Here is a 25,460-nt window from a genome sequence, read left to right on the forward strand (position 1 = left end):
GGTGAAAACGCTGAGAACCCAGAGCACCGGACCTCCGCACGGGGGGATCCCGTCGACGAGTGCTTCACGGGCACTGTCGGTGCGTCAGTGCCCACCCGGGGTGATCGTAACCGGACGGGGCGGGGTGGTGAGACGGTTTTCGTGACGGCGGAGGGCGCTCAGCGACTGGTCAGTGCCAGCCGGTAGGCCCGCAGGGTCTCGGTGGCGCAGCGCCGCCAGGTGAACTCGGCCGCGTGTCGGCGCGCGGCCGCCATCCCGTGGTCGCCCTCCGAACTCACGGCCCGGTGCAGGGCGGACCGCAGCGCGGAGGAGTCGCCGTACGGGGCCAGCAGCGCGTGCCCGCCGGTGACCTCGCGCAGCGCGGGAATGTCGCTGCACACCACCGGGGTTCCCGCCGCCATGGCCTCCAGTGCGGGCAGCCCGAACCCCTCGTCCCGCGAGGGCAGCACCAGCGCCCGCGCACCGGCCACCACCCGGCGCAGCTCCTCCTCCGGCAGGTATCCGGTGCTTCTCGGTCCACTGCCGGTGGGGGGAGCCTCGGTGGGGGGCGGTCCGGCCAGCACCAGCGGCGGGAGGTCCGGGTCGAGCGCCTGCACCAGCGTGGACAGTCCCTTGCGGGGACCGGGTTGGCCGACGAAGAGCAGGTAGTCGGGAGGCAGCCCGTAGCGCCCCCGCAGCGCCGCGTCCGGCGGGGCGGCGTGGAACCAGGCTCCGTCCACCCCGAGCGGGGTGACCACGACGCGGTCCGGATCCACGTCGAACCGGGCGGTGAGCCGTTCCGCCACCGCCCGGGTGGGGGTGCACACCACGGCCGCCCGGTGCAACGAGCGCACGAAACCACGCGGGTTGGGTCCCGCCCCCGCCGCGTCGGCGGCGTCGACGAAGTCCAGGTCGTGCACGGTCAGCACCCCGGCTGCGCGGGCGGCCGGAGGCTGTACGAGGTTCGTTCCGTGCACCACGTCCGCACCCGGGCACAGCAGTTCCACCGGAGGGAACTCGGCGAGCGACCAGCAGGAGCGCAGCAACCGGGCCGGGAGCGGCGGGCCGCAGGCCGTGGTGCCCGCCGGGGCGTTCGTGCGCAGCGCCCGCCATCCCCGGGTGGTCAGTCCGAGCAGCCGCACCCGGGTGCTCGGGAACTCGGCCAGTGCTTGCGCCAGTCGTGCGGTGTAGCGCCCGATGCCGGTCCTCCTCCCCAACACCGGGGTGCCGTCCAGGGTCACGCGCACGTCACGGGTCCTCTCCACGTGTCGTTCTCGCACGCCCGTGTCGTGTGGCCACTTCGGACGCGCCGCCTCCGGCTCACTCCGAACCCCCGCCGCGCAGGCGTTGTGCGGCAACGCGGCGGATCCTGCCCGCGGCGCGTCTGGCCACCTCCCGGGGGCCGCCCCGATCCAGGTACTCGCGCAGCAGCGCCACGTCCTTGCGCAGCGCGGCGACCCCGCTCTCCCGTGGGGTGCGGCTCAGCGGGGCCGAACCGCGCAGCCGGTCCGGGGCCGGGCGCGGGTCGCGGCAGAACTCGGTCAGCGGGGCGAGGACGGACTCCCAGGTGAAGCGTTCGCGGACCTCGGCGACGCGTTCCCGGCACCGTGCGGCGAAGTCCTCGTCGTAGAGCACGCGGTCCAGGGCCTCGGCGAGCTCCTCGGGGGACTCGGCGGGCACCACCACCCCGAGTTCCTCCTGGCGCACCAGGTCGGCGAACGAGTCGCCTTCCGTGGTGACCACGGGAAGACCCGCCCAGAGGTAGTCCAGCATCCTGGTGCGGAAGGAGAAGGTGGTCTCCACGTGCTCGAAGTGGGTGGTGACCCCGCAGTCGGCGTCCAGCAGATGGTTCTGGCGGTGCCGGTAGGGCACCCACCCCTCGTTGAAGAACACGTGCCGGTCCACCAGGTCGAGTTCCTCGGCGAGTTCGCGGGTGCGGTCGGCCATCCCCATCTCGGGGACCTCCGGGTTGGGGTGGTTCATGCCGAGGAAGAACAGCCGCAGGTTCTTCCGTCGCTCGGACAGCCGGTGCACGGCACGCAGCAGGGTGAGCGGGTCGAACCAGCTGTAGACCCCGCCCGCCCACAGCACGATTCTGTCCTCGGCGTCGATGCCGGTGTGTTCGCCCCTGATCCCGGGGGCGGTGCGCCGGGGCGGCGCCGCTGGCAGGCCGAACGGGGCCACCGAGATCAGTGAGCGCATGGTGGGGTCGGTGTCGTAGATCCGTGGGGTGATCCGGCCCAGTGCCGCCAGGTGACCCAGCCAGAAGTGGCGCTGGCGCTGCGAGGCGCACAGGAAGAAGTCGCCGCGACGCAGCTGCGCGTTGAGCACCTCGGTCGCCCCGCGCAGGTCGGCGTGACGGCGCTGCTCGTCGGTGTCCCTGCCCTGTTCGAGCAGTTCCAGGTGCATCGGGTCGTAGATGTCGCAGACCACGATCTTGTCGGAGTCGGCGCGTTTCAACGCCGGAACCATCTCCAGGGCGTGCCCCTGGAGCACGACCACGTCGGCCCACTCCACGTGGCCGGCGAGCTCCCTGGCGTCGGCGCGCACCACGGAGAAGCGTTGCTCGCGGGTGTGCACGCGCTCGTTGGTGCTGACCAGCCGCACCTCGTGCTCCTCGGCGAGGAGTTCGGCGGTGTGCCAGGCGCGGATCGCCGGGCCGGCCATCCGCTCGGTCACCGCGTCCCCGGTGATCACCACGATCCGGCGCGGCGCGCCGAACGCCCGGTCCAGCCCGAAGGCCTCCACGAGGACCTCGTGCGCGGCCAGGTAGCGCGGCAGCGGGTAGGCGGGTTCCAGGGCCTTGCGCATCAGCGGACGCAGGTCCACGTCCGCCCGGACCCGTTCGCGCTGCTCGACCTCGCGGGAGCGTCGCAGCTCGGGTAACAGGTCGACGAACTGGTCGATGGCCAGCACCCCGGCGAGGGCCTGGGTGCTGACCGTGGTGGTCCCGTCCTCCGCCGGATCGTCGGGACGGCGGTCCAGTTCCAGCTGTGTCGGGTCCACCTCGCCGCGTGCCGTGGACCTGCGGACGGTCAGCGCCAGCGCCGCCGGCAGCGCCCGGGCGAGAGTGTCCTCCGAGGCGTTCTTGTAGAGGGCGGCCAGCGCGTTCCGCTCCAACAGGTAGTGCTCGCGGGCCGAGTCCACACCGGCCATGGAGCCGTGGTGGGAGTGGTAGGACAGGCACTCCGGAACGTAGCGCACCCGCCAGCCGCGCAGGTTGAGCCGCCAACCCAGGTCCACGTCCTCGTAGAACATGAAGAAGCGCTCGTCGAACCCGCCCAGCCGGGTGAACGGCTCGGCCCGCACGAACAGCGAGGAGCCGGTTCCGAACAGCACGTCCCTGGGCGCGTCGTGGCTTCCGTCGTCGATCTCGCCCGCGTGCCGCTTGTAGCCCATGCCGAACCAGGTCAGCCCGCCGTCGACGAAGTCGACGCGGTCTCCCGCGCGGTCGAGCACCTTGCCCGCCACCGCCGCCACCGTGGGCTCGTCCCGCAGCACACGCACGGCGCTGCGGGCCCACTGCGGGTGGGCGACGGCGTCGTTGTTCAGAAAGGCCAGCACGTCGCCGCTGGCTGCGCGGGCACCGAGGTTGCACCCGCCCGCGAAGCCGAGGTTCTCCGCCGAGGTGACCAGGGACACGTCCGGAAGGGAGCCCAGCCGGGCGGCGCTGTCGGCGTCCGAGGCGTTGTCCACGCAGATCAGTTCGAGCTTGTCCGCGGGGTAGTCGAGTTCCGCGCGCAGCCTGCTCAGGCAGGTGACGGTGTCCTCGGTGGTGCGGTAGTTGACGGTGATCACCGACACGGTCGGCAGGTCGGCACTGTCCCGGGAGTCAGCCACGTTCCCAAGCTTGCCCTACGGCCGCGCGGCGGATACCCGGCGGTGGGAGGTTCGGCCGTTCGGCCCTGATCGCGACCGGCCAGTTTTGCCGAAAACTGGCATTGGGGAGGCGAGCAACAGCCAGAGCTGTGCGTGGTGTCCCAAACGCATTCGGAACAATACGCCGACACACCGACGGGCTGTCTGGTTTCATCATGAGGCGCTACGCGATCCGGGATGGGGTGGCCCCGAACGGAAATTCGTCCCGTCGAGTTCACGAGGAGGAGGACATGACGACACCGTCGGACCCGGACGAGATGCTCGCCGGTTTCCGCAGGCAGATCGAGGACAAGATGCGGCAGGCCGACCGCATCAGGGAGGCCGCCTCCTCGGTGCGCGCCGAGGAGTCCAACCGGGACGGATCGGTGCGGGTGACCGTCGAGCAGAACGGCAACCTGGCCGAGCTGGATCTCACCGACGGAGCCCTCCGGAAGCGTCCCGACGAACTATCCTCGGAGATCCTGTCCACGGTGCGTTCCGCGCAGACGCAGTTGACCGAGCGGATGCGCGAGGCCATGGAGCCGGTGCTGGGTGAGGACACCGAAACCCTCGGTTCGGTGCTGTCCGGGATGCGGGAGCGTTTCCCCGCGGACGAAGCGGAACCAGGGGAGAGGGCCGCCGCGTCGACGCGGGGCGAGGACGACGAGGAGTTCGACGAGTTCGACTGGATGAACTCGCGCAGGAGGTGACCCATGGGACAGAGCGGATTCGGAGTCGACACCGGGGCCATGCGGGAGCACGCCCGGAACCTCGGGCAGGTCACCGACCGGCTCGGGACCGCGCGGAACGCCGCCGGGCAGGTCTCGCTGAACGGCACGGACGCCTACGGTGTGTTGTGCAGTCCCGTGCTGACCCCGTTGATCGGGGCGTTCGAGACGGCGGCACTCACCACCATCGGCACGGCCACGGCGGCCGTGGAGGCCACCGCCGCCGGGGTGCGCGGCGCCGCGGACACCTACGACGAGGTGGATCGTCAGGCCGGTGAGCTGCTGGAGTCCGTCCGGAACGAACTGGGGGAGATCTGAGATGGCCGAGCAGAACCCGCTCGTCGAGACCGAGCCCGACTCCCAGAAGTGGGAGGACGGTCTGATGGTGGTCGACTTCGCCGTCGATTCGGCCAGGGCCGTCGACAACGAGGACTGGTGCGAGGCCGGGATCACGGCCACCGCCGCGGGACTGGACGCGGTCGCGGTGGCGGCCGACCCCTTCGAGGCCTTGTTGACCTCCGCCTTCGCCTGGATGATGGAACACGTCTGGCCCCTGCCGGACATGCTGGACTCCCTGGCCGGAAACCACGACCAGGTGCAGGCCAACGCGCACACCTGGGCCAACATCTCGGACCACCTGAGGCAGGCCTCCACGGACATGCAGCAGGCCGTGGACGCCGACACGGCCGGCTGGCAGGGTCCCGCCGCGGACAGCTACCGGATGTTCGGTTCCGGGGAGGCCAAGCTCATCGAGGGGGCCGCCGAGATCGCGAGATTGCTCGGTGCCACCGTTTCCCTCGCGGGCACGGCGTTGTTGGTCGTGCGCACCACCGTGCGGGACATGATCGCCTCGGCCATGTCCGAGCTGGTCACCTACCTCGTCCGTTCCTCGGCGGCGGCGGGACTGTCGCTGGGAGCGGCGACGCCGCTGCTCATCGCCGACGGAATCCGGATCGTGGCCAAGTGGGCGAGCAAGGTCTCCAAGTGGCTGGACAGGATCGTCAGTTCCTTCCGTAAGCTCGCCGAGATCGTCAGGAAGGCCAAGCCGGCACTGGCCAAGGTGGACGACCTGCTTCAGCCCAGTTCGAAACTGGGCAAGTCCCTCCAGAACGCGGCCGGCAACAGCAGGCTGGCGAACCTGACCCTGTCCGAGGAGGTGGTCCGCAACACGGCGGCGATCGGGGCCACCCACGACGACCAGGACTACGCCAACCACATGAGAGGCGAGCACGACCACGACTTCGACGGCGGAACGTGAGTGCGCAGGACGATGTTCCCCGTCCTCGGCGGGGACAGGATGCGTTCCGGTTGACTCGGGAAGGACTCACACGCTGTGAAGGTTTTCGTGCGCCTCGCCCGCGACGTGGTGCTGATACCGCTGGGGCTGCTGTTGTTCGCTGCCTCGATCCTGGTTGTCATTCCGTTCTTCGGTCTGGGAGCAGTTGGTTCGGAGGTGACGGACCGGGGGACGGCGGTGGCGCAGCGGTGTCGGTTCGCCGGGCCGATCGCGGACTCGCAGTCCCCGGACGGCGGCAGTGTGGTCGGTTTCGGGCACATCTGCCGGGCTCGGGTGACCTGGCAGGACGGCACCACCGAGATGCGGGAGGTGACCGGTTCGCAGTTGACCCCGGACGACATCGGCAGGGAGGTCGCCGTGGTCGAACGTGCGGTCGACACGGGTAATGGAGGAAGCACGAGCACCGAACAGGAGGTCTACCGGCAGGACTACCGCCCGAAACCCGTGCTGGGCGTCATCGGGATACTGGCCACGGGGCTTCCCGCAGTGGGGTGCGTGCTCTTCGGCTGGGCGAATCTGCGCGCACGTTTCGGCTCCAGCACCACCGCCGACGCGTGAGCGGAGGAGGCTGCCGGGCGCCGTTCCCGGCGCTACGGACGCTCGGCCCCCGGCGGGCGGGTTCGGTGCCGCCCGGCTTCGGACCAGCGGTTCCACACCTGCCGACGGTCAACCACGGACCGGGCGGCCACGCGGCGACGTTGCCGCAGTGTGCGCGGAAACCGCGCGAACAGCTGTCCCAACACCCGCAGCCGCAGCGGGACGCGGAAGTTCGCCGCCTCCGGCACCACCGCGCCCCGCAGCCGGCGCAGCGGCAACGCGGCCGTGACCGCGCCGAACCGCAGCACCTCCCGCAGGGCGATACGGGCGGGAGCGCAGCGCAGCAGCATCACCAGCCGGTTGCGTTCGTTCCACAGGTGGAAACGGGCCGATCCCGGAGCGGAGGAGGTCCCGGGGGTGTGCGCGCATCCCGCCGTGGTGGGCAGGACCTCGTGACCGGCCAGCCGCAGCCGCCAGGAGGTGTCGGTGTCCTCGTAGTAGCAGAAGAACGACGCCGGAACACCCCCGACCTCCCGCAGGACGGCGGTGCGCAGCAGCACCGCCCCACCACAGAACCCGAACACCCGCTGCGGTTCGGCGGTGTCCGCGCCGTGACCGGTCGCGGTGAGCCGTACTCCTCGCGACACCGTCCCGTCCGCGCCGTACAGCAGGGAGGCGGCCGCCGCCGCCTCCGGGGAGGCGTCCAGTGCGGCCTCCAGGGTGTCCAGCCAGTCGGCGTCCGGGCGGGCGTCGTCGTTGAGCCAGGCCACGTACTCGGTCTCCACCCGCCCCAGGGCCCGCTGCACGCCTCCGGCGTAACCGAGGTTGCGGGGCAGGCGCAGCACCTCCGGGCGGCTCGGGTGCTCGGCGAGCACTCCGGCGGTGCCGTCGTCGGAGGCGTTGTCCACTACCAGCAGTCGGTGGGGGCGTTGGTTCCGCAGCGCGTCCAGACACCGCCCCACATGGGCGCGTCCACGCCAGGTGACCACGACGACGGTGCTCTTCGGGCCCGGGTTCACCCGACCGAGAGTATCCGCCCCTGCCGCCTTCGCTTCCGAGCTCCCCGGCACACTCTTCCCGGAGCTCATCCACGGAAAGCCATCCCGAGCCTCCCCGCGGAGGGGGTGTGCCGAGGGCCGCCGTGCCAACCGCATCCGTTCCGGGGAAACGCCCCGGACATCCACGAGTTCTCCGGAGAAGCCGGTGCCCGAACTGGTCGTGACGGCCGAACAACTGTTGTCCCCGGTCCCAGGGGGGACGGGCCGCTACACCCGCGAACTGCTGCGCGCGCTGGCCGCCACCGCCCCCCCGGGGTGGACGGTGACCAGCGTCGTCAGCTCCGGAGGGGACCCCTCGCGCGCCGTAGTGGAGGGAGTGGAGGGGCCGCGTGTCCTGCCGCTGCCGCGCAGGGCGCTGACGCTGGCCTGGCGCCACGGTCTGCCCCCCGGGGTGGGCGGGGACTCGGTGCACGCTCCCACCCCGCTGTTCCCCCCGGTGCGGGCAGGGGGAGGTCTGGTGGTCAGCGTGCACGACACGGTCCCGTGGACCCATCCGGAGACGCTGACCCCACGGGGTGTCGCCTGGCACCGGAAGGTCGTGGCGCGGGCCGCGCGCACGGCCGACGCGTTGGTCGTGCCGACCGAGGCGGTGGCCCGGGACCTCAGACGCAGGGTGCGGGTCTTCGCCCGGATCGACGTGGTGGGGGAGGGTGCGGACCCGGTCGAGGTCGCCCCGGAGGAGGCGGAGCGGACGGCACGGGAGCTGGACCTTCCCGAGCAGTACCTGCTCGTGGTGGGCACCGTGGAACCCCGCAAGGGGCACGCGACGCTGATCGAGGCCCTGGGCCGCCCGGAACTGGACGGAACGCCGCTGCTCGTCGTGGGAAAGCCCGGCTGGGGCGGGGTGGACCCGCTGCGGCTGGCCGAGCGGCACGGGGTGCGTTCCCGGGTGCGTTGGCTCGACTCCGTCGACGACACCGAGCTGACGGTGCTGCTGCGCCGGGCGAGCGTGTTGGTGGTGCCCAGCCTGGCCGAGGGATTCGGACTTCCGCTGCTGGAGGCCATGGCCCACGGGGTGCCGGTGGTGCATTCGGACGCCCCGGCCCTGGTGGAAGTGGCCGGTGGGGCGGGGGTGACGGTTCCCCGGTCCGAGCCGGAGCGGTTGGCCGAGGCGCTGGCCTCCGTGCTCGGGGACCCGAGCCGCCGCGCGGAGCTGGCCCGCCTCGGTCGGGCCAGGGCCGGGCTCTTCGACTGGCGGGACAGCGCACGCCGGATCTGGCGACTGCACACGGGGGAGTGAGCTCCCCGGGCGAGCGTGCCGGGAGGCGAACTCCGGGCTCTGGTGCCGACGGGTGAACTCGCCGCCTCCGCCGGGACCGATTTCGCCATCCCGCCACGGTGATCCACTCGTGTTTCCTAGGCTGCCTGCTGTGCACAGAGGTGATCCACACGTCCTCATCGACGCGACAGCCGTTCCCGCCGATCGCGGTGGGGTGGGGCGCTACGTCGACTCCCTGCTGGCCGCGCTGGACGTCACGGGGGCACCGATGAGCGTGGTCTGCCAGCCCAGGGACGCGGCGCTGTACCACAGGATCGCCCCGAACAGCCGGGTTGTTCCCGCCGCCGACGCCGTCGCCACCCGCACGGCCCGCCTGTCCTGGGAACAGACCACCCTGCCCCGGCTGGCGCGCAGACTGGGGGCGCGCGTGGTGCACTCCCCGCACTACACCGTGCCGTTGGCGAACCCGGCGGCCTCGGTGGTCACCCTGCACGACGCGACCTTCTTCACCGAGGCGCCCCTGCACTCGCCGGTCAAGGCCCGTTTCTTCCGCGCCTGGACCCGGGCGGCGCTGCGCAGGGCCACGGTGTGCGTGGTGCCGAGCCGGGCCACCTCGGAGGAGCTGGTCCGCACCGCCGGGGCGGACAGCTCCCGGCTGCGGGTGACCTACCACGGTGTGGATCCCGAGCGTTTCCACCCGCCGAGCCCCGAGGAAGTGGCCGCGGTGCGCCGGGACCTCTCGCTGGGGGAGCAGCCCTACGTCGCCTTCCTGGGCACGCTGGAACCACGCAAGAACGTGCCCGCCCTGATCCGTGGTTTCGCCCGCGCGGCCGTGGGACGCGCGGACTCGCCGGCCCTGGTTCTGGCGGGCCAGTCCGGCTGGGACTCCGAGGTGGAACGCGCCCTGGAGTCGGTGCCGCACCGGATCAGGGTGATCCGGGCGGGCTATCTGCCCGTCGAACGGCTGGCCGGGTTCCTGGGCGGGGCCGCCGTGGTGGCCTACCCGAGCATCGGGGAGGGCTTCGGCCTGCCCGCCCTGGAGGCGATGGCCTGTGGTGCAGCGGTGCTCACCACGCGAAGACTCAGCCTGCCCGAGGTCGGCGGGGACGCCGTGGCCTACTGCGGGGTGCGGGAGTCCCAGATAGCCAGGGGGATCGCCTCCCTGCTGGACGACCCGGCACGCCGCGCCGAGCTGTCGACCGCGGCCCAGCAGCGTGCCAAGGAGTTCACCTGGCAGGCGTGTGCGGCGAGTCACCTGCGGGCCTACGCACACGCCGACCACCTGCACCGCAGAGCACGGAGGTGACCGCCCCGGGAGACCGGGCGGTGGCGTGCGCCGAGGTGGTGGACAATGTCGACGTGCGTGACAGCCAGAGTTACGGCGACGGACTCGCCGTCGTCACGGTTACCTACTCGCCGGGGGAACTGCTCGAACGGTTCCTGGAGACGCTGCCCAAGGCCACCGACCGTCAGGTCCGGGTGGTGCTCGCCGACAACGGCTCCACGGACGGGGTTCCGGAGCGCGCCGCCGAACGCCCCGGGGTGGAGCTGGCCAGGATGGCGGGCAATCTCGGCTACGGGTCGGCGGCCAATCGCGGCATCGCCGAACTGGGGGAGGAGTTCGGCTGGGTGGTCGTGGCCAACCCGGACGTCGAGTGGACGGCGGGAAGCCTGGACGAGCTGTTGGCCGCCACCGAGCGCTGGCCCCGTGGCGGCGCGTTCGGGCCGCTGATCCGGCAGCCGGACGGCAGCGTCTACCCCTCGGCCCGTGCCCTGCCCTCCCTGGGCCGTGGGGCCGGGCACGCGCTGCTGGGAGGCGTGTGGCCGGAGAACCCGTTCACCCGCGCCTACCGCCGTTCCACGGAGAGCACCTCCGAGCGGACGGCCGGTTGGCTGTCCGGGTCCTGCCTGCTGCTGCGCCGTGCCGCGCTGGACTCGGTCACGGGCTTCGACCCGAGGTACTTCATGTACTTCGAGGACGTGGACCTGGGGGACCGGCTGGCCCGCGCGGGCTGGCTCAACGTGTACGTGCCGGACGCCGAGGTGGTGCACATCGGTGGCCACGCGGCCTCCCGGGCCTCTGCGCGGATGCTGGCCGAGCACCATCGCAGCGCCTACCGCTACCTGGCGGACCGCTACTCCGGTCCCGCCCTGGCTCCGCTGCGGCTGGCCCTGCGCGCCGCGCTGGGGACACGGGCCCGGTTGGCGGTGCGCGCGGCCGAGCGGCAGCGGTGACCGCGCTCCGGCAGGCGCTCAGTCGAACCGCGGGGGGCCGTTCCGCGCGTCGTGGGGAGTGATCCCGTGCGGCGTGGTGGGCGTCTCGTCCTCGTACTCGGCCCCGGCGGGCCGGGTGCCCTCCGATGCCCGCCGGGCGGGTTCGTCGCCCTGCCGTGACCGGTCGTGTGAGTCCTGGATGACCGTGGTCGAGTTCGGGTCCGCCCCGTCGAGTTCGCGGACCGTCTCACGCGGGATCCGGACCGTCTGGGCGGCGTCCATCGGCGAGGTCGCGCTGTCGGGGGTGACGACGAACGCACCACGTGCCCGCGAACGAGCTAGCGCTTCGTCGGCTCGGTTGCGGGGGTCCATGGTTTCCTCTCAATGCTGGCCGGTGGGTTGTCAGCCGCGGCGCGGGCACCAAGCGGGCCGAGCGGTGCCGCCGGGACGGGAGGGCGTCCGACCGGGGCGGCCCCGTCCGGCGTGGCAGAGTTCCCGCTCTCCGTGGCCGGACGTGGACGGAACGTGCCGGACGGGGTGCCCGCGCCGGGGCAGCGCTGCTACTGCCAGAGTATTCCCCATACATTCCTACGTCAGGGTGAGTTGCCTAGCTCGGGGAGGGAGCACGGTTGATGACGGGTCCGGACGAGCACGCACCCCCGCGAGGTGCCGAGGCCGTGGTGCTCGTGGGAGGGCGCGGGACGCGTCTGCGTCCGTTGACGCTGTCCGCCCCGAAACCGATGCTTCCCACGGCGGGCGTGCCCTTCCTGACCCACCTGTTGTCGCGCATCCGCGCCGCCGGGATCAGGCGCGTGCTGCTGAGCACCTCCTACCAGGCGGAGACGTTCGCCGAGTACTTCGGTGACGGCTCCCGCCTGGGGCTGGAGCTGGAGTGCGTGGTCGAGCCCGAGCCGCTGGACACCGCCGGGGCCATCCGCAACGTGGCGGACAGGCTGCGCGAGCCGGACGTGTTCGTCTTCAACGGCGACATCCTCTCCGGGGTGGACCTGCCCGGGATGCTGCGTGCCCACCGGCGGTACGCGGCCGAGGTGACCCTGCACCTGGTGCGGGTGAGCGACCCCTCCCGGTTCGGCTGTGTTCCCACGGACGAGCGGGGTGCGGTGACGGCCTTCCTGGAGAAGACGACCGACCCGCCGGTGGACCAGGTCAACGCGGGCTGCTACGTCTTCCGCCGGGAGGTCGTGGAGGACATCCCCGCCGGGCGGCCGGTCTCGGTGGAGCGGGAGACCTTCCCAGGACTGTTGGAGTCCGGGGCGCGATTACACGGTTACGTGGACTCGGCCTACTGGCTCGACGTGGGCACACCGGAGGCGTTCACGCGGGGCTCCGCCGACCTGGTGCGCGGACGGGCTCCCAGCGGGGCGCTGCCCGGTCCCACGGGGGAGTCGCTGGTACTGGACGGGGCTGTGGTGGAACCGACGGCCGTGGTGCGTGGGGGAAGCACGGTCGGCTCCGGGGCCGTGGTCGGGGCGCACAGCCGTGTCGAGGCTTCCGTGCTGTTCGACGACGCCCGCATCGGCTCGGGGGCGCTCGTCTCCGACAGCGTCGTGGGAGCCGGGGCCGTGGTCGGGGACAACGTGGTGCTGGACGGGGCCGTGGTCGCCGACGGGGCCGTGGTCGGCGCGGGCTGCGAACTCAGGCACGGGGCCAGGATCTGGCCCGGGGTGGAGATCCCCCCTGGTGGGGTGCGTTTCTCGCACGACTGCTGAACGGGTGGTCGGCCGGGGCCCGCCGGTGGTGGTCGGCTCAGCTCTGACCCGGCGGTGCTCGGCGTCAGCTGAGGTGTCGGGAGGCGCTTTGCTCACTCTCCTCGGAAGCGGAGTGGGTTGTCGAGGTCGAGGAGGGTTCGGGCGAGTTTGTTGGTTTCGGCTCCGTTGCCGCGTACCGAGTGCAGGATGCCGTTGTAGACGAGGTCCCACAGCTCGCGGTTCCGCTGGAGATCGTTGAGTTGCGCCGACAGTCTCCGTCCGTCCGCGTCGTTCAGTTGTAGCACTCGGGAAGCGCCTTCCGTGGCGACCTTCACCGATGTGAGTTCGTACGTGCTGATGAATCCATTCTTGCCGTAACGAAGCCAGTCGGCCCCAGCCGCCATGCGCGTGTTGCGCCCTGCCAACAACGTGATGAACGGCCACGGAACTATGAACAACCAGAGCCACCACGTTGTCATCCATCCGATCCCGCCGTCTCTGATGATGCCGAACGTGAGGACGACGAGGGATATCGTCAGTCCGATACTGAACGACTGGCCGCGGGACGGATAGAACCATTCGAGTACGGGCGATTCACCTTCCGGAGTTTGAGGGGCTTTGTTCTCCCCTCCCGGGCGTTTTTTCTCGGCGCCTTTCCACTCGGGTTCCAGCGGTGCGCGAGGGGGGCGTGGTTCTCCGGTCCGGGGGTCGGGTTTGGGCGGCAGCCCGGCTGTGTGATTCATGAGCGCTCGTTTCAGAAGATGTCGTCGACGAAGTCGCCGACGGCGTCCGCCGCGTCGCCGATCTTGTCGCCGGCCCAGTTCGCGGCGTCGCCTGCCGCGTCCACGACGTCGTCGCCCCATTCGTCGATGGCGAAACCGACACCGACACTGACAGCGACACCACCGGCCACGGCCCGGGTGCGCGGCAGAACGCCGCCAGGCTGGTGGTGCGCCGGATGGAGACCTTCGCCGAGGAGTGGGCGCCCAACCTCGACTCGTGACCGGGAGAGAAGTTTCTCGGATTCGGGCGTGGTGGCGGTGCGTGCCGCACGAACCGCGCCCGGGGCGCGGTGTCGATCAGCCGCGCAGGCTGTGCAGGAACACTTGCCACTGTCGGTGGTCGAAGGTCAGCATGGGCCCTGGCGGTCCTTGGAGTCCCGGGCGGCGACCGCACCGGGCAGCGCCGCGACTTCGACGCACGCGCCGTTGTTGCCGCTGTAGCTGGATCCCCGCCAGTCGAGACGGTGGTCCTCGCCGGTCACCGTTCACCTCTCGGTCGGCTGCGCCGAATCATTCCACGGCAGTGGTCATTGTCGAAGCAACCACGTGGTTCGTCGACCTCGTCGACGGCGGGTCTTGATCGTGGAGGTGTGGGAACTCGCCCCGTGGCTTGCTGTTGTTTGGACTGCACAAAGCAGCTATAATGCATGCATGACTACGGTGACGGTCCGCAACGTTCCCGAAGAGGTTCGTGACGTGCTCGCCGAGGCCGCGCAACGCAGCGGCCAGTCGTTGCAGAGCTACCTGTTGCGCGTGTTCGAGCGGGAAGCGCGGTTCGCGCGCAACGTCGAACTGACCGAGCTGCAGCCGATCGGTGGTGGTCTGCTGAGCATGGAGGAGATCGTCGAGGCCGTACACGAAGCTCGTGGGGAGAGGTCCGAACCGGATGACCAGGAGGGGACGGCTTGCTCGTCGTAGACACCTCCACCCTGGTCGCGTTTTTCCTGGGAGCCGGTCACAGCAGTCCGATGGTGCGGAAAACGCTGGGCGCAGACCCGCACTGGGCGGCTCCACCACATCAGCCAGTCGAGATGCTCAATGTGCTTCGTGGTCTGGTACGCGGACGCAAGATCTCGGAGCGGGATGCCCACACGGCCCTGGAACGCTGGTCCAGTGCCGCGGTGGAGACGCTCGATTTCACGATTCCGGTGAACGGGCGGATCTGGGAACTGCGGGACAATCTCTCCCCGTACGACGCCGCTTATGTCGCGGTCGCGGAAGTGCACGATTCAGTGCTGGTCACGGGGGATGCTCGGTTGGCGAGGGCGCCACGGCTGCATTGCGAGATCCGGCTCGTGCGGTAGCTGGGCTCGCCCCGGAGGTCGGATATCGGGGACCGGTTCGGCCGTGCCGACGTGGTGTTCGCTTCGGTGTCCGGCTGGACTCCGATCCCTCGTGAGACCTCTGCCCAGCCGGGAGACCTTCGAAACCAGTGGCCACGGTTCATCGCTGTTCCGCGGTACCGCCGATGGTGGTCAACCGCGCAGGCTGTGCAGGAAGGCCCGCCACTGTCGGTGGTCGAAGGTCAGCACGGGGCCCCGGCGCTCCTCGGAGTCCCGGGCGGCGACCGCACCGGGCAACGCCGCGACTTCGACGCACGCCCCGTTGTCGCTGTAGCTGGATGTGCGCCACCGCAGGGTTTCGAGCCTCGGCGTCACGACGGAACCTTTCAATCGATACGCTTCTCGACAGCTGCCAACGAATCGCTCGGAGACAGCGCCGTCGAGCGCAGTCGAGGTGTTCGCGGCACACGGAGGCCTCCACGGCAGGTTCCGCGGCCCGCGGTCGGCGTTGCGCCTGCTCTCCCGGGAGCGGCGGATGCACCGATCCGTCTCGGTCCTGAGCCGAACGGCTTCGGACGCGCCGTCTCCGAATCCCCCGGCGAACCGTGAGAACCAGTACCACGCGGAGGACTCACCGCGGCAGGAGAGCGTTCCCGGCGGAGCCGGACCACGTCCGAGGGCCCCTCCGGGAGCGGGTGATCAGACCGAACCGGGTCTCAGCGTGCCCGGGAACCGCGCTGCTCGGTGTCCTTGTCCCTGCCGGGCGCGTCCGTGTCGTTCTCGGCCGCGTCCTCGGGGGTCGAACCGGTCAGCATCGCCATCGAGTCGGCCAGTGCCCGTGCTGCCTCTCCCACGTTCGGCAGGGGCGAGGGCTGGGTGGCGCTGTCCAACACGTCGGTCGCCCCGCGTAATTTCCCGGCCAGCCCGGTGAGCTCCTCCGCTTCGACTCCGTTCATCGTCCGTCTCCCTCGTTCCGTCCTCGCGTCGGTCCTCGGCCCGGGCGGGAGCCCGAGCTCCGGATCCGCCGTGCCGTCGAACCCCGTGATCACTCCATCGGCAGGCCGACCGGCCCGCTGGAGGTCCTTCCGGTGCGGAAACGGTGCGGGCACCGTCGTCCGTTCCGAAAGCGGTTCGATCCGGACCGACTCGCAGGATTCCGTTCTGGGAAACCGAGCATACCGAGTTCCGGGGCGGAGGATGAAACATTTTCAGTGCTGATTGTCACATCGCCCGAGCGCCGTTTCCGATATTGTCGACGGCGAGGTCGATCCTATTGTCGACCAGAGGATTCTCGTCTTCCGGAACGATGTTTCGTGGACGGGTATTCCCCTTCCGGAAGGACGGCGGGCGCCCTGTCCGGATTCCTTCCGGGAAACGGGCCGGGCCGGAAGTCTCCGAGGGGAACCACCGGCCCGGCAGGAGGTCACGACCTCGCCCCGGCTCGCCCCTCCTCCAGTCGGGGGGAGGCCGCCGTCAGCAGCGGGCCGAGATCGCTCTCGTCGGGCGGTTCCGCGACGGGCCACCAGCGCAGGTCGACCGACTCGGCGCTGCGCCGGGCGAGGGCCCCTTCCGGGGCGCGCACCAGGAAGCGCACGTCGAAGTGCCGGGTGGGCACACCGAGCGAGCACGTCACCGGGTGCACGTCCAGGTGCACCGGCTCCTCCTCCACGGTCAACCCCTCGATCCCGGACTCCTCGGTGGCCTCGCGCAGCGCGGCCCCGGCGAGTGTTTCGTCCGGGTGTTCACAGTGCCCGCCGAGCTGCAACCAGCGCCCCACGCGGGGATGCAGGGTCAGCAGCACGTGCTCGGCCGTGTGATCCACCACCAGAGCGGAGGCGGTCACGTGCCCCGGTTCGCACTCGCGCAGACACGCGTCCGGCCGAGCCAGCAGCAGGGTCACGAAGGCGTGCCGCAAGGCCTCCTGGCCGGGGGAGAACTCCGCTCCGGACCACTGCCGCAGCGTCCGCAGCGCGTCGGTGTGCGGGCCGTTCACAGCTCCAACAGCCCCCTTTCCGGATCACGGGGCTCCCGAGGTCCCTCCGAGGGAGTCGCCGGGTGCCCGACCGCCACCGCCCCCAACGGCTCCCACGCCGCGGGCAGTTCGAGCACGGAACGCACCACCTCGGGGCAGAACAGCGTCGAGGAGACCCAGCACGAGCCCAGCTCCTCGGCGGCCAGGGCGACCAGCAGGTTCTGCACGGCCGCGCCCCCCGCCACCTGGAACATCGCCCGTTCCGCCCCGGCGCGGCGTTCGTCCGGGTACTCGTGCGCCCCGTCGCGGACCAGGAACGGGACCACCAGTTCCGGAGCCGCGTAGAGCAGCTCCCCCCGGGTGACCCTGCGTTGGGCCCGCTGCTCGGAGAGCCCGTCGGCGCGCAGGTCCTCCAGCCAGGCGGTGCGCATCGCGTCCAGCAGCTTGGTGCGCAGCGTCCGGTCCCGCAGCCACACGAACCGCACCGGTTCGGTGTGGTGCGGGGCGGGAGCGGTCAGCGCCGCACCCACGGCCCGGCGCAGGGCGCCCGAGTCCACCGGTGTCTCGGAGAACTCGCGCACCGAGCGGCGCAGCAGCACCGCCTCGCGGTGTCCCCGGGCGATAGCCTCGGCCGTTCCCAGTCGGAACAGGTCCTCCTCGACGGTGCGGACGAGGTCGCCGGCCACGGACCCGTCGTCCCGGACGGTCAGCCCACGCACCACGGCCACGGGGGTGCCGCCGAGCTTGCCCTTGACCAGATCGGCCGCGGCGGCGACCTCGTCGGCCACCGCGACCGAGGTGACCTCCAGGGCGTTGCCGAGCGAGTCCTCGGTTCCCGCGTAGCGGTGCAGCACGGAGATCCCCGCCGAGCCGATCGCCACGTCGGTCTGCCCGACCCTCCAGGCCCGTCCCATGGTGTCGGTGATCACCACGGCCACCCGGACCCCGAGCCGTTCGAACAGCGCGGCGCGCAGTTCCTCGGCACTGGCGTCCGGGTCGCGCGGCAGCAGCGCGATCTCGTCCGTGGCGACGTTGGAGGCGTCCACCCCGGAGGCCGCCTGCACGATGCCGAGCTTGTTCTGGGTGATCAGTGTTCTGCCGCGCCGCGCCAGCACGTGATCGGCCTCGGACAGCACCAGTTCACGACGCAACGCGTCCCGCTGTTCGGGATCCCGGGGAGCACGGACGATCCGCCCCTCGACCTTGGAGAGGACCTTGCTGGTGACCACCAGCACGTCGCCGTCCCGCAGCCACGGGGCGCGCGCGGCCAGGGCCGCGGCGAAGTCGTCCCCCTCGGAGAACTCGGGCAGCCCGGGGACCGCGTGCAGTTCCAGTCCTTCTGCCGCCGCGTGGTCGCTCATCCGGTCACCTCCGGCAGTGCCACGCCTCCGATGTCGAAGGCGGCGCGGGCCATCTCCGCGCTGGCCGACACGTCCGACATGAGCAGCGGCACCGACCGGGTGGCCACACCGGGGATCTGGGCGGTGTCGGTGCTGTGCACCAACCAGGCGTCCAGCACACCCTCCTCGGAGGTGGAGCGGGAACCGTAGTGCTCGCCCACCGCCTGGGCCGTGCTGTCCACGCCGATCGCCTTCAGACAGGCCTCGGCCATGCCGCGAACCGCACGTCCTCCGACCACCGGGGACAGTCCCACCACCGGGGCGGAGGTGGAGCGCAGCGCCGCCCGCATCCCGGGCACGGCGAGCACGGCGCCGATGCTGACCACGGGGTTCGACGGTGCCAGCAGCACCAGGTCGGCGTCCGTGATCGCCGCCACCGTCTCCTCGTTGGCGGAGGCCTCCTCGGCACCGACCTGGACGATCGCGTGGGCCGGGGGCTCGGCCCCGTAACGGACCCACCACTCCTGGAAGTGCACGGCCCTGGCACCGGAACCGCCGGGATCCTCGATCGCGACGTGGGTCTCCACCCGGTCGTCGGTGACGGGCAGCAGCCGCACCCCGGGGCGCCAGCGGTCGCACAGCGCCGCGGTCACGTCGGAGAGCGAGTATCCCGCCCGCAGCATCCTGGTGCGGACCAGGTGTGTCGCCAGATCCCGGTCGCCGAGGCCGAACCAACTCGGTTCCGCTCCGTAGGAGGCCAGTTCCTCGGAGGCCGACCACGTCTCGTGGGAGCGTCCCCAGCCCTTGGCGGTGTCGATGCCTCCCCCGAGGGTGTACATGCAGGTGTCCAGGTCGGGGCACACCCGCAGTCCGTGCATCCAGACGTCGTCGGCGATGTTGACGATCGCGGAGATCTCGTGCGGTGAATCTTGCTCGGGCTCGCCGATCGCGGGCAGTCCCAGGGCACTCTTGACCCCGAGCAGGAACTGCGCGCCACCGACTCCGCCGACCAGTACTGCGACCTTCACGACGGAAATCCTCCCACGGCCGGGTGGGCGGCGGTGGCGAACCTCGCCTCTCGGGCGGGCCCGCCCCGTCGGCTCAGAGGCGTTCCCAGAAGCGGAACAGGGAGCTGCCGTGGATGGCCAGTGTGTCCGTTCCGCCGACGGTGTCGAACAGGGCGAAGGCCGCCTCGAAGAAGAGCGATCCCACTCCGGGAATCACGACCAGGACCAGGATGATCCCCAGCGGTGCCCACGGGCGGGCCTGTTCCCCGAACTGGCGGGCCTGGGGGGACAGCCAGGGTTCTATCGCTCCGTAGCCGTCGAGCCCGGGGATGGGAAGGATGTTGAGCACGAAGGCGATCACCTGCAGGAAGGCGAGGTAGGACAGTCCCGCCGCGAGGGGGTACGGCATGGCGATCGTGGCCACGGACGCGGTGAGTCCGATCCCGATCAGCAGGTTCATCACCGGACCGGCGAGGGAGACGGTGGCCTCGTCCTTTTTGGAACGCAGCGCCGCGTGGTTGATCCACACGGCCCCACCCGGAAGAGGGATACCGCCGATGAGTACGAACAGTATCGGCAGCAGCAGGCTCAACACGGGGTCGGTGTAGTGACGTGGGTCGAGTGTGAGGTAGCCCTTGGCGCGCACGGCACGGTCCCCACCCCGGAACGCGGTGATCGCGTGACCGAATTCGTGCAGGCACAGCGAGGTGGCCCACCCGCCGAGCACGATCAGCACGACACCCGTGGTGACGAGGAAGCCGTTGTCCAGTGTGGCCAGAACGCCACCCAGTACGGTGACAGCCAACAGGGCCAAGAACAGGGGGCTCACGCGCATCGAGGTGTTTCGCACCCCACCAGTCTCCCGCTCTTTCGTCGAGCGTCGTCGGGGTGTCGGTGGTATTCCTAGATCCGGGATCTTGAAAAGGCCGAACGGAGTAACGAAATGAACACGCTGTGACGGAGTGGGCGTACTCCGTCGAGACGTTTCCGGTTCCCTCCACGGAAGGTCTCGGCTTGACCGCGGAGGGCTACACGGGTGTAATCACAACAGTGTTATTCAGCCACCGAAATAGTTGATCACCATCCCCGCCAGGTGTGGCAATGATCACCCGATCGGTGGCGCCGGGTGTAGGGAGGCCCGGAGGAGTGCACGGTCGGGCGACTTCGTGGTGGCGTGGCCACGAACCGCCCGGCGGCCGGGAATGACCGGCCGAGCGTCGAACCGGTGGGGAGCCGGTTCCCTACGTCCCGCGTGTCCTGGGGAGGTCCGCGGGATCGGAATAACTAAACGGGGGAGGTTCACATGTTGCAGATCGAGCGAAGCGACCTCACGGCGGGGGACGAGGCTCGTGTGGGCGAGCTCGACATTCTGGCCGGCCTGATCGGAATGGAGGAGGATCAGGACTGGCAGGAGCGTGCCCTGTGCGCGCAAACGGACCCGGAGGCGTTCTTTCCGGAAAAGGGAGGCTCGACCCGCGAGGCGAAACGTATTTGCGCCGGGTGTGAAGTGCGTTCGGAATGCCTCGAATACGCCCTGGAACACGACGAGAGGTTCGGTATTTGGGGAGGTCTTTCCGAACGGGAGCGACGCAGGCTCAAGCGGCAGGCGGGCTGAACCGGGTTCGTGACCTGCGCCCCGGCGTGCTCAGCGGCCGGGCTGCACCGAGCAAGTACGGGCAACGGCCACCCCACCACTGTGCCGTCCATTACCGTTACGCGGTGATCGGACCCCGGCACACGGGAGGAGAGGGTGGCCGTATTCCGTGCCGCCGCGCAGTCCGCGGCTCGAGCGCGTCCCCGGACGGAACCGGTACTCGCGATCGTGGTGTGCCGCCGGGGGGCGGAGCAGCTGGCCGACGTGCTGGCGGCTCTGGAGGAGCTGACGGTGCGTCCGCGCCACGTGCTGGCCGTGGACCTCGGAGCGGGGATCGAGGAGCCCTCCTCGGGTGAAGGACCGCCACACGGCGTGGTCACCCCCGAGGCGGACACCGGATCCGGGGCCGCCGTCAACCGGGCCCTGGAACTGGCCGAGCGCCGTTGGGGAGACCCCGGCAGCTGGGTGTGGCTGCTGGACGACGACACCCTTCCCGAGCCGGAGTGCCTGCGGACTCTGCTCCACGTGGCCGACACCGACTCCTCGGCCGCCGCGCTCGGTCCGCTCGCCCTCGACGCGGACGACCCCCGCTTCGTGGTGGACGCGGCGCTGTCCATGGACACCTCGGGCCGCGTTCGCACCGGGACGACCGAGTTCGAGATCGACCCCTCGTTGCGGAACACCGGCGACGGTGCGGAGGAGCCCCTCCAGGTTTCCGAGGTGTTGGCCGTACCCGCCTCGGGAGCCCTGCTGCGACGGGAGGTGTTCGAGGAGCTCGGCGGGTTCGACGAGGAACTGTCCTCGGCCGGGGCCGAGGTGGACCTGGGATGGCGGATCAACGCCACGGGGCACGTGGTGTTGTCGGTCCCCGCCGCCCGACTGCGCCGACCGGCTCGGGACCGCTCACGGCCGCTTCGCGGCACGGTCGTCGAGGACGTGGCCGGTCCCGCCGACAGACGGGCGGACGAACTGCTGGTCTACCTGGCCAACACGGGCCCACGCGCGTACCGGACGGCGCTGCTCCGGCTTCCGCTGACCGCGGTGCTCCTCGTGCTCGGCTGCGTCCTGAGCGGTCGGTGGGCACGGGCCCGGGCCGAGGTCGTGGCCATGGGAAGGCTGACACGTGGCGGACTCCGGGTCCGTGCCGCGCGGGAGGGGCACGGCCGGAGCGGTGCGGCCCACGACGTGCGGGAACTCCTGATCGGAAGAACCGCCCGTCTCCGCGCGGCCCTGGTGACCGGCTACGCACGACTCGTGCGGCGCCGGGTGCGCCGGGACACCACCCTCGGACTGCCGGAGACCCGGGGCGGACGTCCGGTGGAGAGGGCCGGACACGACCTTCCCCGGCACGGGCCGGACGCCCTGCCCGCCGGTGCTCTCGGCACGGGTGGGCCCCGGAGGAGATCCGCCGCGGGGCTGCGCAAACCGAGCGGGTCCGTGGTGGTGTCCCTGCCGGAGACAACAGCGACGGCGGAGGAGGAAGACGAGCAGCGTCCCTCCCCGCGTCCCCGTGGGAGGGAAGAGGCCGGGGATCCCGCCCGGGATCTGCTGCTGGTCCCGGTGAGTCGTGCGCGGGTGGCGCGCGAGCTGCTGCTGAGTCCGCCGTTGGTGTTGGTCGTGGGGCTGGCGCTGTTCTCACTGACTGTGCACGGTCTGATGGCTGAGGTCGGCCGGTTCGGACTGGATCCGCACGGAGGGAGGCTGCTGCCGGTTCCCGGTCTGGAAGGCACCTGGTCGACCTACCTGGCGGCCTGGCATCCGGTGCACGGCGGCACCGCCGCCCCCGCCTCGCCGGCCCTGCTGGTTCTGGGGCTGTTCGGAGGGGTGTTGGCTCCGTTCGGGGGGCCTCCGGCCGCGCTCGCCCTGCTGCTGTTGCTCCAGGTGCCGCTGGCCGGTGTGGCGGCCTACCACGCCGGCGGAGTCCTGCCGGCCTCCCGCGCGGCACGCGCGGTGGTGGCCGCCGCCTACGCGCTGTTGCCGGTGGGGATGCTCGCGACCAGCCAGGGACGGATCGACGTGGTGGTCACCCACGTGCTGCTGCCACCACTGCTGGTCGGGATCGGATCGGTGGTGGGGGCCCTTCCCGCCCGCACCCGGGGCGGGCCGAACTGGCTGGGCACCACGTGCAGGCTCGTGCTCGGTCTGGCGCTGCTGGCGGCGTTCTCCCCGGGAACGTACGTGCTGCTGGTGTTGGTGGCCGCCGTGGGGTTCGTCTCCCCGGCCGCCGTGCCCACCGGCCCGCTCCGCCGCACGGGTGGTTTCGCTGCCCTGGTGCTGTTACCCGTGGCCTGCCTGCTGCCCTGGCCCGGTGTCTGGCTGAGCGAGCCCGGCATCCTGCTGCACGGCACGGGCTCCGTGATGGGAACCGCCTCGGGAACTCCGCCGTGGGGCTCGCCCTCCGGTGTGGCGGTGCTCGGAGGGGCGGGGCTGGTGCTGCTCGTCGCCGCGTTGTCCGCGGGGGTGTACTCCCGTGGCCGTCTCGTGCTGCCCGGGGTGCTGCTCGTGCTCCTCGGCGGGGGCGCGGCCCTGCTCGCGGTCTCGCTCCGTCTTCCGCCGGTGTCCGGTGGCTCACCCGTGCCGGGGTGGCCGGGTGGCCCGCTGCTGGTCGTGTCCTGTGGTCTGCTGTGGATCGTGCTCGCCGCCGTGGCGGGAGCGGAGAGACCCCCGCTCTCATCACTGCCGCGCCGCGTGACCGCCACCGCCGTGGTGCTCTCGGTGCTGCTGCTCGCCGCGGGCGCCGCTGTCGTGGGGCGCACCGGACCACTGCGCATGAGCGGAGGGGACACCAGTCCCGTGGCCGGGTCCACGGCGGACGGCTACTGGATGAGACTGCGCCCGGGACAGACGCCCGTGCTGTCCCCACGACGACAGCCGGAGTTCGGGACGGGGAGCCTGCCTCCCGCCGAGGGGGCGGTCTCCGCGTTGGAGCGGATCCAGCGGGACCTGCTGTCCGAACGGGCCGAGCGGGTTCGTTCCGGGGTGGTCGCCGCCGCGGCCCGGGGAACGGGACGGATCGCGCTTCCCGAGCGACGGGCGTCTCCGTTCGGGGAACTCGCCGGTGACCTGGTGGAGGACCTCGGGAACGCCGACGGTCTCGGAAGGGTGTTCCGGGTGGTGTTCCCGCACACCCGGGTCGCTCTTCTCGGGCCGGCCCAGGCGACCGAGGCACGGGAGGGAGCACCGCCGCGTCCCCAGTCCCGGCCGATCCGGGTGCGGGCGGAGCCCCCGCACGTGACGGTCCGTTTCTCCCGGGGAGCCCCGGGACGTGTGCTGCTGCTCGCCGCGCAGCGGGAACCCGGGTGGTGGGCACGGGTGGACGGCGAGCGGGTCGGACTCGCCACCGGCTGGGGTGGGCAGCTGGCCGTTCCCCTTCCGGAGGAGGCCGGCGAGGTGACCATCGGCTACACCGGTGTTCCCCGCACCACGCTGCTGACGGTGCAGGCCGCCGCGCTGCTGTTCACCGTGATCGGTGCGCTTTCCCGGCGTTCGCGGAGACCGGGCACACGGCACCCGCGGTAGGGCCGCCCCCGCCCGCTCCCCGGCCGGGAACCGGGGGCGAACACGCCGGTGGACCTACTGGTTGCCCCCGATCACACCGGGGTCGAGCCCCAGGTAGTTGGCGACCTGTTCCACCAGGACCTCGTACAGCAGGTCCACCAGGTCCGCCCGGTTGCGTGCCCGGGCCTCCAGCGGTCTGCGGTACAGCACGATCCGGGCCCTGGTGGGCAGACCGCGTCGGTCCACCCCCGCCGGGACGAGACGGGCCAGCGGCACGTTCGAGTCCAGCACCATGTCGTCGCCCCAGACCACCGACTCGGGCGAGGTGCCCTCGACCTCCGGTACCTCGTCCACGGCCACGTCCAGCTGGGTCAGTTCCGTCTGCCAACGCTGCTCGATGGGTTCCAGCGCTTCCAGCACGAGCGCGTCGAAGCGCTGGGACCTGCTCTTGGCGGCCGGCAGTGAGGAGGGGTAGAGCGGTCCGCGCAGCCCGCGGCCACGCCGTTCCCGACGCTTCCCGAGCCGTTGCCGAGTTTCCCGTGCGGTCACCACGCGACGAGGGTACGCCGCGTGTGTGGTGCTATGGCAATCGTGTGGACACATCCGGGGACAAACCCGCCCCCGACAGGGGAGATCGGTCGTGTCCTCTCCACGTGTTGTACTTCACTGAACGAGTGATTCCACGGTGTGAACGGGCGGTGAGCGGAGTCTTGTCGAGCTGTGCCGGTGCCGAGGCCCGGTTGTTCGGGTGTGTTTTCCGCGTGCCGACGAGTGCCGACGTGACAAGGGCGCTATGGTGCCAGGCGTGCGGAGCGTGAGGCGTTGCTCGCGAACCGGGTGTACCCGCCCGGCGGTGGCTACGCTGACCTATGCCTATGCGGACTCGACCGCCGTGGTCGGGCCGCTGGCCAGCTATGTCGAACCCCACAGTTACGATCTCTGCGAAGAGCACGCGATGCGGCTGACCGCCCCGAAGGGGTGGCACGTCGTGCGGCACGAAGGGGAGTTCGCCGCCGCGCAACCCTCCGAGGACGATCTGACGGCGTTGGCCGAGGCCGTTCGTGAGGCGGGACGCACGGACCCCTCCGAAGGAGGGGAGTCCGGCTCCCGTTCCGGCAGGGGGATCCGCCGCGGGCATCTGCGCGCGTTGCCCGACCCGGGGGAGGAGTAGTTCCCCGCCGGTTCCGCGAGGCCCGGAGGCGAGCGAGTGTGAGTCCTGGCACAGTCGTTACGCCCCCGTGGGGAGTGCACGCCCCCGGAAGGGGCCGGACGCGGAGGTGGACGACCCTACGTGCGGGCGGGCTGTTGTCGGGCGGGGGGAACAGCGTGTCTTCGGGGTTCCTGCGGTTCGGAGGGCCGGTGCTGGGCTGATCGGGCAGTGGTCT

The 25,460-nt window shown here is 71.2% G+C and carries 27 protein-coding genes; 13 read left to right on the forward strand and 14 right to left on the reverse strand.

Annotated elements, in window-relative coordinates; translation table 11 throughout:
• Positions 1-158: 158 nt before the first annotated feature.
• Both CEP50_RS14170 and CEP50_RS14175 read right to left on the reverse strand, forming a co-directional pair.
• Positions 159-1,259: a glycosyltransferase family 4 protein gene (locus tag CEP50_RS14170; protein ID WP_106114470.1), complete on the reverse strand. Its 1,101-nt coding sequence runs from the start codon at positions 1,257-1,259 to the stop codon at positions 159-161.
• Positions 1,260-1,299: 40 nt separating this feature from the next.
• Positions 1,300-3,819, reverse strand: a complete 2,520-nt coding sequence (locus tag CEP50_RS14175; protein WP_106114438.1) for a glycosyltransferase — start codon at positions 3,817-3,819, stop codon at positions 1,300-1,302.
• Positions 3,820-4,088: 269 nt separating this feature from the next.
• Here CEP50_RS14175 and CEP50_RS14180 point away from each other — a divergent pair, with 269 nt between their 5' ends.
• The 4 genes from CEP50_RS14180 to CEP50_RS14195 all read left to right on the forward strand — a co-directional run bounded on the left by CEP50_RS14180 (position 4,089) and on the right by CEP50_RS14195 (position 6,420).
• The gene (locus CEP50_RS14180; RefSeq protein ID WP_106114439.1) at positions 4,089-4,547 is read left to right on the forward strand and encodes a YbaB/EbfC family nucleoid-associated protein; all 459 of its coding nucleotides are present in this window, start codon (positions 4,089-4,091) and stop codon (positions 4,545-4,547) included.
• 3 nt (positions 4,548-4,550) lie between these two features.
• Positions 4,551-4,883 carry a type VII secretion target gene (locus CEP50_RS14185; RefSeq protein ID WP_106114440.1) on the forward strand — a complete coding sequence of 111 codons (333 nt, stop codon included), beginning with the start codon at positions 4,551-4,553 and terminating at the stop codon, positions 4,881-4,883.
• A 1-nt stretch (position 4,884) separates the two neighbouring features.
• Positions 4,885-5,823, forward strand: coding sequence for a WXG100 family type VII secretion target (locus tag CEP50_RS14190; RefSeq protein ID WP_106114441.1), 939 nt, complete (start codon positions 4,885-4,887; stop codon positions 5,821-5,823).
• A gap of 75 nt (positions 5,824-5,898) precedes the next feature.
• Entirely contained in the window at positions 5,899-6,420 is a 522-nt protein-coding gene (locus CEP50_RS14195) for a DUF6346 domain-containing protein (RefSeq protein ID WP_106114442.1), read from the forward strand.
• A 32-nt stretch (positions 6,421-6,452) separates the two neighbouring features.
• On the opposite strand, the gene CEP50_RS14200 is transcribed toward CEP50_RS14195, so the two are convergent.
• Entirely contained in the window at positions 6,453-7,418 is a 966-nt protein-coding gene (locus CEP50_RS14200; RefSeq protein WP_106114443.1) for a glycosyltransferase family 2 protein, read from the reverse strand.
• 184 nt (positions 7,419-7,602) lie between these two features.
• Between CEP50_RS14200 and CEP50_RS14205 the strand changes: the two genes are divergently transcribed.
• The 3 genes from CEP50_RS14205 to CEP50_RS14215 all read left to right on the forward strand — a co-directional run bounded on the left by CEP50_RS14205 (position 7,603) and on the right by CEP50_RS14215 (position 10,911).
• The gene (locus CEP50_RS14205) at positions 7,603-8,697 is read left to right on the forward strand and encodes a glycosyltransferase family 4 protein (protein WP_106114444.1); all 1,095 of its coding nucleotides are present in this window, start codon (positions 7,603-7,605) and stop codon (positions 8,695-8,697) included.
• Between the two features lie 130 nt (positions 8,698-8,827).
• Positions 8,828-9,982, forward strand: a complete 1,155-nt coding sequence (locus CEP50_RS14210; RefSeq protein WP_106114445.1) for a glycosyltransferase family 4 protein — start codon at positions 8,828-8,830, stop codon at positions 9,980-9,982.
• A gap of 53 nt (positions 9,983-10,035) precedes the next feature.
• Positions 10,036-10,911: a glycosyltransferase family 2 protein gene (locus CEP50_RS14215; RefSeq protein ID WP_181188398.1), complete on the forward strand. Its 876-nt coding sequence runs from the start codon at positions 10,036-10,038 to the stop codon at positions 10,909-10,911.
• A gap of 18 nt (positions 10,912-10,929) precedes the next feature.
• Here CEP50_RS14215 and CEP50_RS14220 read toward each other — a convergent pair whose 3' ends face one another.
• Positions 10,930-11,262, reverse strand: coding sequence for a hypothetical protein (locus tag CEP50_RS14220; RefSeq protein ID WP_106114446.1), 333 nt, complete (start codon positions 11,260-11,262; stop codon positions 10,930-10,932).
• 260 nt (positions 11,263-11,522) lie between these two features.
• Between CEP50_RS14220 and CEP50_RS14225 the strand changes: the two genes are divergently transcribed.
• The gene (locus tag CEP50_RS14225; protein ID WP_106114447.1) at positions 11,523-12,620 is read left to right on the forward strand and encodes a sugar phosphate nucleotidyltransferase; all 1,098 of its coding nucleotides are present in this window, start codon (positions 11,523-11,525) and stop codon (positions 12,618-12,620) included.
• A gap of 92 nt (positions 12,621-12,712) precedes the next feature.
• On the opposite strand, the gene CEP50_RS14230 is transcribed toward CEP50_RS14225, so the two are convergent.
• The 3 genes from CEP50_RS14230 to CEP50_RS14240 form a co-directional block, all read right to left on the reverse strand.
• Positions 12,713-13,342 carry a hypothetical protein gene (locus tag CEP50_RS14230; protein WP_258175245.1) on the reverse strand — a complete coding sequence of 210 codons (630 nt, stop codon included), beginning with the start codon at positions 13,340-13,342 and terminating at the stop codon, positions 12,713-12,715.
• 11 nt (positions 13,343-13,353) lie between these two features.
• On the reverse strand, positions 13,354-13,512 hold the full coding sequence (locus tag CEP50_RS20165) for a hypothetical protein (RefSeq protein ID WP_181188393.1): 159 nt from the start codon (positions 13,510-13,512) through the stop codon (positions 13,354-13,356).
• Positions 13,513-13,728: 216 nt separating this feature from the next.
• Positions 13,729-13,863 (reverse strand): DUF397 domain-containing protein, encoded by a 135-nt coding sequence (locus tag CEP50_RS14240; protein WP_106114448.1) that lies wholly within the window; start codon positions 13,861-13,863, stop codon positions 13,729-13,731.
• A 169-nt stretch (positions 13,864-14,032) separates the two neighbouring features.
• Here CEP50_RS14240 and CEP50_RS20170 point away from each other — a divergent pair, with 169 nt between their 5' ends.
• On the forward strand, positions 14,033-14,299 hold the full coding sequence (locus CEP50_RS20170) for a FitA-like ribbon-helix-helix domain-containing protein (protein ID WP_181188394.1): 267 nt from the start codon (positions 14,033-14,035) through the stop codon (positions 14,297-14,299).
• Positions 14,300-14,349: 50 nt separating this feature from the next.
• The gene (locus CEP50_RS14250; RefSeq protein WP_258175250.1) at positions 14,350-14,685 is read left to right on the forward strand and encodes a type II toxin-antitoxin system VapC family toxin; all 336 of its coding nucleotides are present in this window, start codon (positions 14,350-14,352) and stop codon (positions 14,683-14,685) included.
• 171 nt (positions 14,686-14,856) lie between these two features.
• On the opposite strand, the gene CEP50_RS14255 is transcribed toward CEP50_RS14250, so the two are convergent.
• The 6 genes from CEP50_RS14255 to CEP50_RS14280 form a co-directional block, all read right to left on the reverse strand.
• Entirely contained in the window at positions 14,857-15,039 is a 183-nt protein-coding gene (locus tag CEP50_RS14255; protein WP_106114473.1) for a DUF397 domain-containing protein, read from the reverse strand.
• Positions 15,040-15,380: 341 nt separating this feature from the next.
• A complete protein-coding gene (locus CEP50_RS14260) occupies positions 15,381-15,620 on the reverse strand; it encodes a hypothetical protein (protein WP_146134813.1) in 240 nt (79 codons plus the stop codon).
• A 467-nt stretch (positions 15,621-16,087) separates the two neighbouring features.
• Entirely contained in the window at positions 16,088-16,657 is a 570-nt protein-coding gene (locus tag CEP50_RS14265) for an NUDIX hydrolase (RefSeq protein WP_106114451.1), read from the reverse strand.
• Positions 16,654-17,997: a coenzyme F420-0:L-glutamate ligase gene (locus tag CEP50_RS14270; protein ID WP_106114452.1), complete on the reverse strand. Its 1,344-nt coding sequence runs from the start codon at positions 17,995-17,997 to the stop codon at positions 16,654-16,656. The genes CEP50_RS14265 and CEP50_RS14270 overlap by 4 nt, the downstream gene beginning before the upstream one ends.
• Positions 17,994-19,004: a 2-phospho-L-lactate transferase gene (cofD, locus tag CEP50_RS14275; protein ID WP_106114453.1), complete on the reverse strand. Its 1,011-nt coding sequence runs from the start codon at positions 19,002-19,004 to the stop codon at positions 17,994-17,996. The genes CEP50_RS14270 and cofD overlap by 4 nt, the downstream gene beginning before the upstream one ends.
• A gap of 73 nt (positions 19,005-19,077) precedes the next feature.
• Complete coding sequence (locus CEP50_RS14280) at positions 19,078-19,818, reverse strand: site-2 protease family protein (protein WP_106114474.1); 741 nt, start codon at positions 19,816-19,818, stop codon at positions 19,078-19,080.
• A gap of 552 nt (positions 19,819-20,370) precedes the next feature.
• On the opposite strand from CEP50_RS14280, the gene CEP50_RS14285 reads away from it, so the two are divergent.
• Together CEP50_RS14285 and CEP50_RS14290 are read left to right on the forward strand one after the other, a co-directional pair.
• On the forward strand, positions 20,371-20,598 hold the full coding sequence (locus CEP50_RS14285) for a WhiB family transcriptional regulator (RefSeq protein WP_169509107.1): 228 nt from the start codon (positions 20,371-20,373) through the stop codon (positions 20,596-20,598).
• A 135-nt stretch (positions 20,599-20,733) separates the two neighbouring features.
• Positions 20,734-24,096, forward strand: a complete 3,363-nt coding sequence (locus CEP50_RS14290; RefSeq protein WP_106114454.1) for a glycosyltransferase — start codon at positions 20,734-20,736, stop codon at positions 24,094-24,096.
• A gap of 54 nt (positions 24,097-24,150) precedes the next feature.
• Here the strand turns inward: CEP50_RS14290 and CEP50_RS14295 are convergent, their stop codons facing one another.
• Positions 24,151-24,627 (reverse strand): metallopeptidase family protein, encoded by a 477-nt coding sequence (locus CEP50_RS14295; RefSeq protein WP_106114455.1) that lies wholly within the window; start codon positions 24,625-24,627, stop codon positions 24,151-24,153.
• A 253-nt stretch (positions 24,628-24,880) separates the two neighbouring features.
• Here CEP50_RS14295 and CEP50_RS14300 point away from each other — a divergent pair, with 253 nt between their 5' ends.
• Positions 24,881-25,246, forward strand: a complete 366-nt coding sequence (locus tag CEP50_RS14300) for a DUF3499 domain-containing protein (RefSeq protein WP_106114456.1) — start codon at positions 24,881-24,883, stop codon at positions 25,244-25,246.
• Positions 25,247-25,460: the final 214 nt, after the last annotated feature.

Origin of the sequence: Actinopolyspora mortivallis (genome assembly GCF_003001495.1) — a bacterium.
In the GTDB taxonomy this organism is placed as follows: domain Bacteria; phylum Actinomycetota; class Actinomycetes; order Mycobacteriales; family Pseudonocardiaceae; genus Actinopolyspora; species Actinopolyspora mortivallis_A.

Bases quoted from the DNA above. Each gene is read 5' to 3' on its own strand.
- CEP50_RS14250 (WP_258175250.1), top strand. From the start codon at position 14,350: ATGGTGCGGAAAACGCTGGGCGCAGACCCGCACTGGGCGGCTCCACCA.
- CEP50_RS14230 (WP_258175245.1), bottom strand. From the start codon at position 13,342: ATGAATCACACAGCCGGGCTGCCGCCCAAACCCGACCCCCGGACCGGA.
- CEP50_RS14180 (WP_106114439.1), top strand. From the start codon at position 4,089: ATGACGACACCGTCGGACCCGGACGAGATGCTCGCCGGTTTCCGCAGG.
- CEP50_RS14190 (WP_106114441.1), top strand. From the start codon at position 4,885: ATGGCCGAGCAGAACCCGCTCGTCGAGACCGAGCCCGACTCCCAGAAG.
- CEP50_RS14185 (WP_106114440.1), top strand. From the start codon at position 4,551: ATGGGACAGAGCGGATTCGGAGTCGACACCGGGGCCATGCGGGAGCAC.
- CEP50_RS14285 (WP_169509107.1), top strand. From the start codon at position 20,371: ATGGAGGAGGATCAGGACTGGCAGGAGCGTGCCCTGTGCGCGCAAACG.
- CEP50_RS14220 (WP_106114446.1), bottom strand. From the start codon at position 11,262: ATGGACCCCCGCAACCGAGCCGACGAAGCGCTAGCTCGTTCGCGGGCA.
- CEP50_RS14260 (WP_146134813.1), bottom strand. From the start codon at position 15,620: ATGAACGGAGTCGAAGCGGAGGAGCTCACCGGGCTGGCCGGGAAATTA.
- CEP50_RS20170 (WP_181188394.1), top strand. From the start codon at position 14,033: ATGACTACGGTGACGGTCCGCAACGTTCCCGAAGAGGTTCGTGACGTG.
- CEP50_RS14280 (WP_106114474.1), bottom strand. From the start codon at position 19,818: ATGCGCGTGAGCCCCCTGTTCTTGGCCCTGTTGGCTGTCACCGTACTG.
- CEP50_RS14225 (WP_106114447.1), top strand. From the start codon at position 11,523: ATGACGGGTCCGGACGAGCACGCACCCCCGCGAGGTGCCGAGGCCGTG.
- CEP50_RS14270 (WP_106114452.1), bottom strand. From the start codon at position 17,997: ATGAGCGACCACGCGGCGGCAGAAGGACTGGAACTGCACGCGGTCCCC.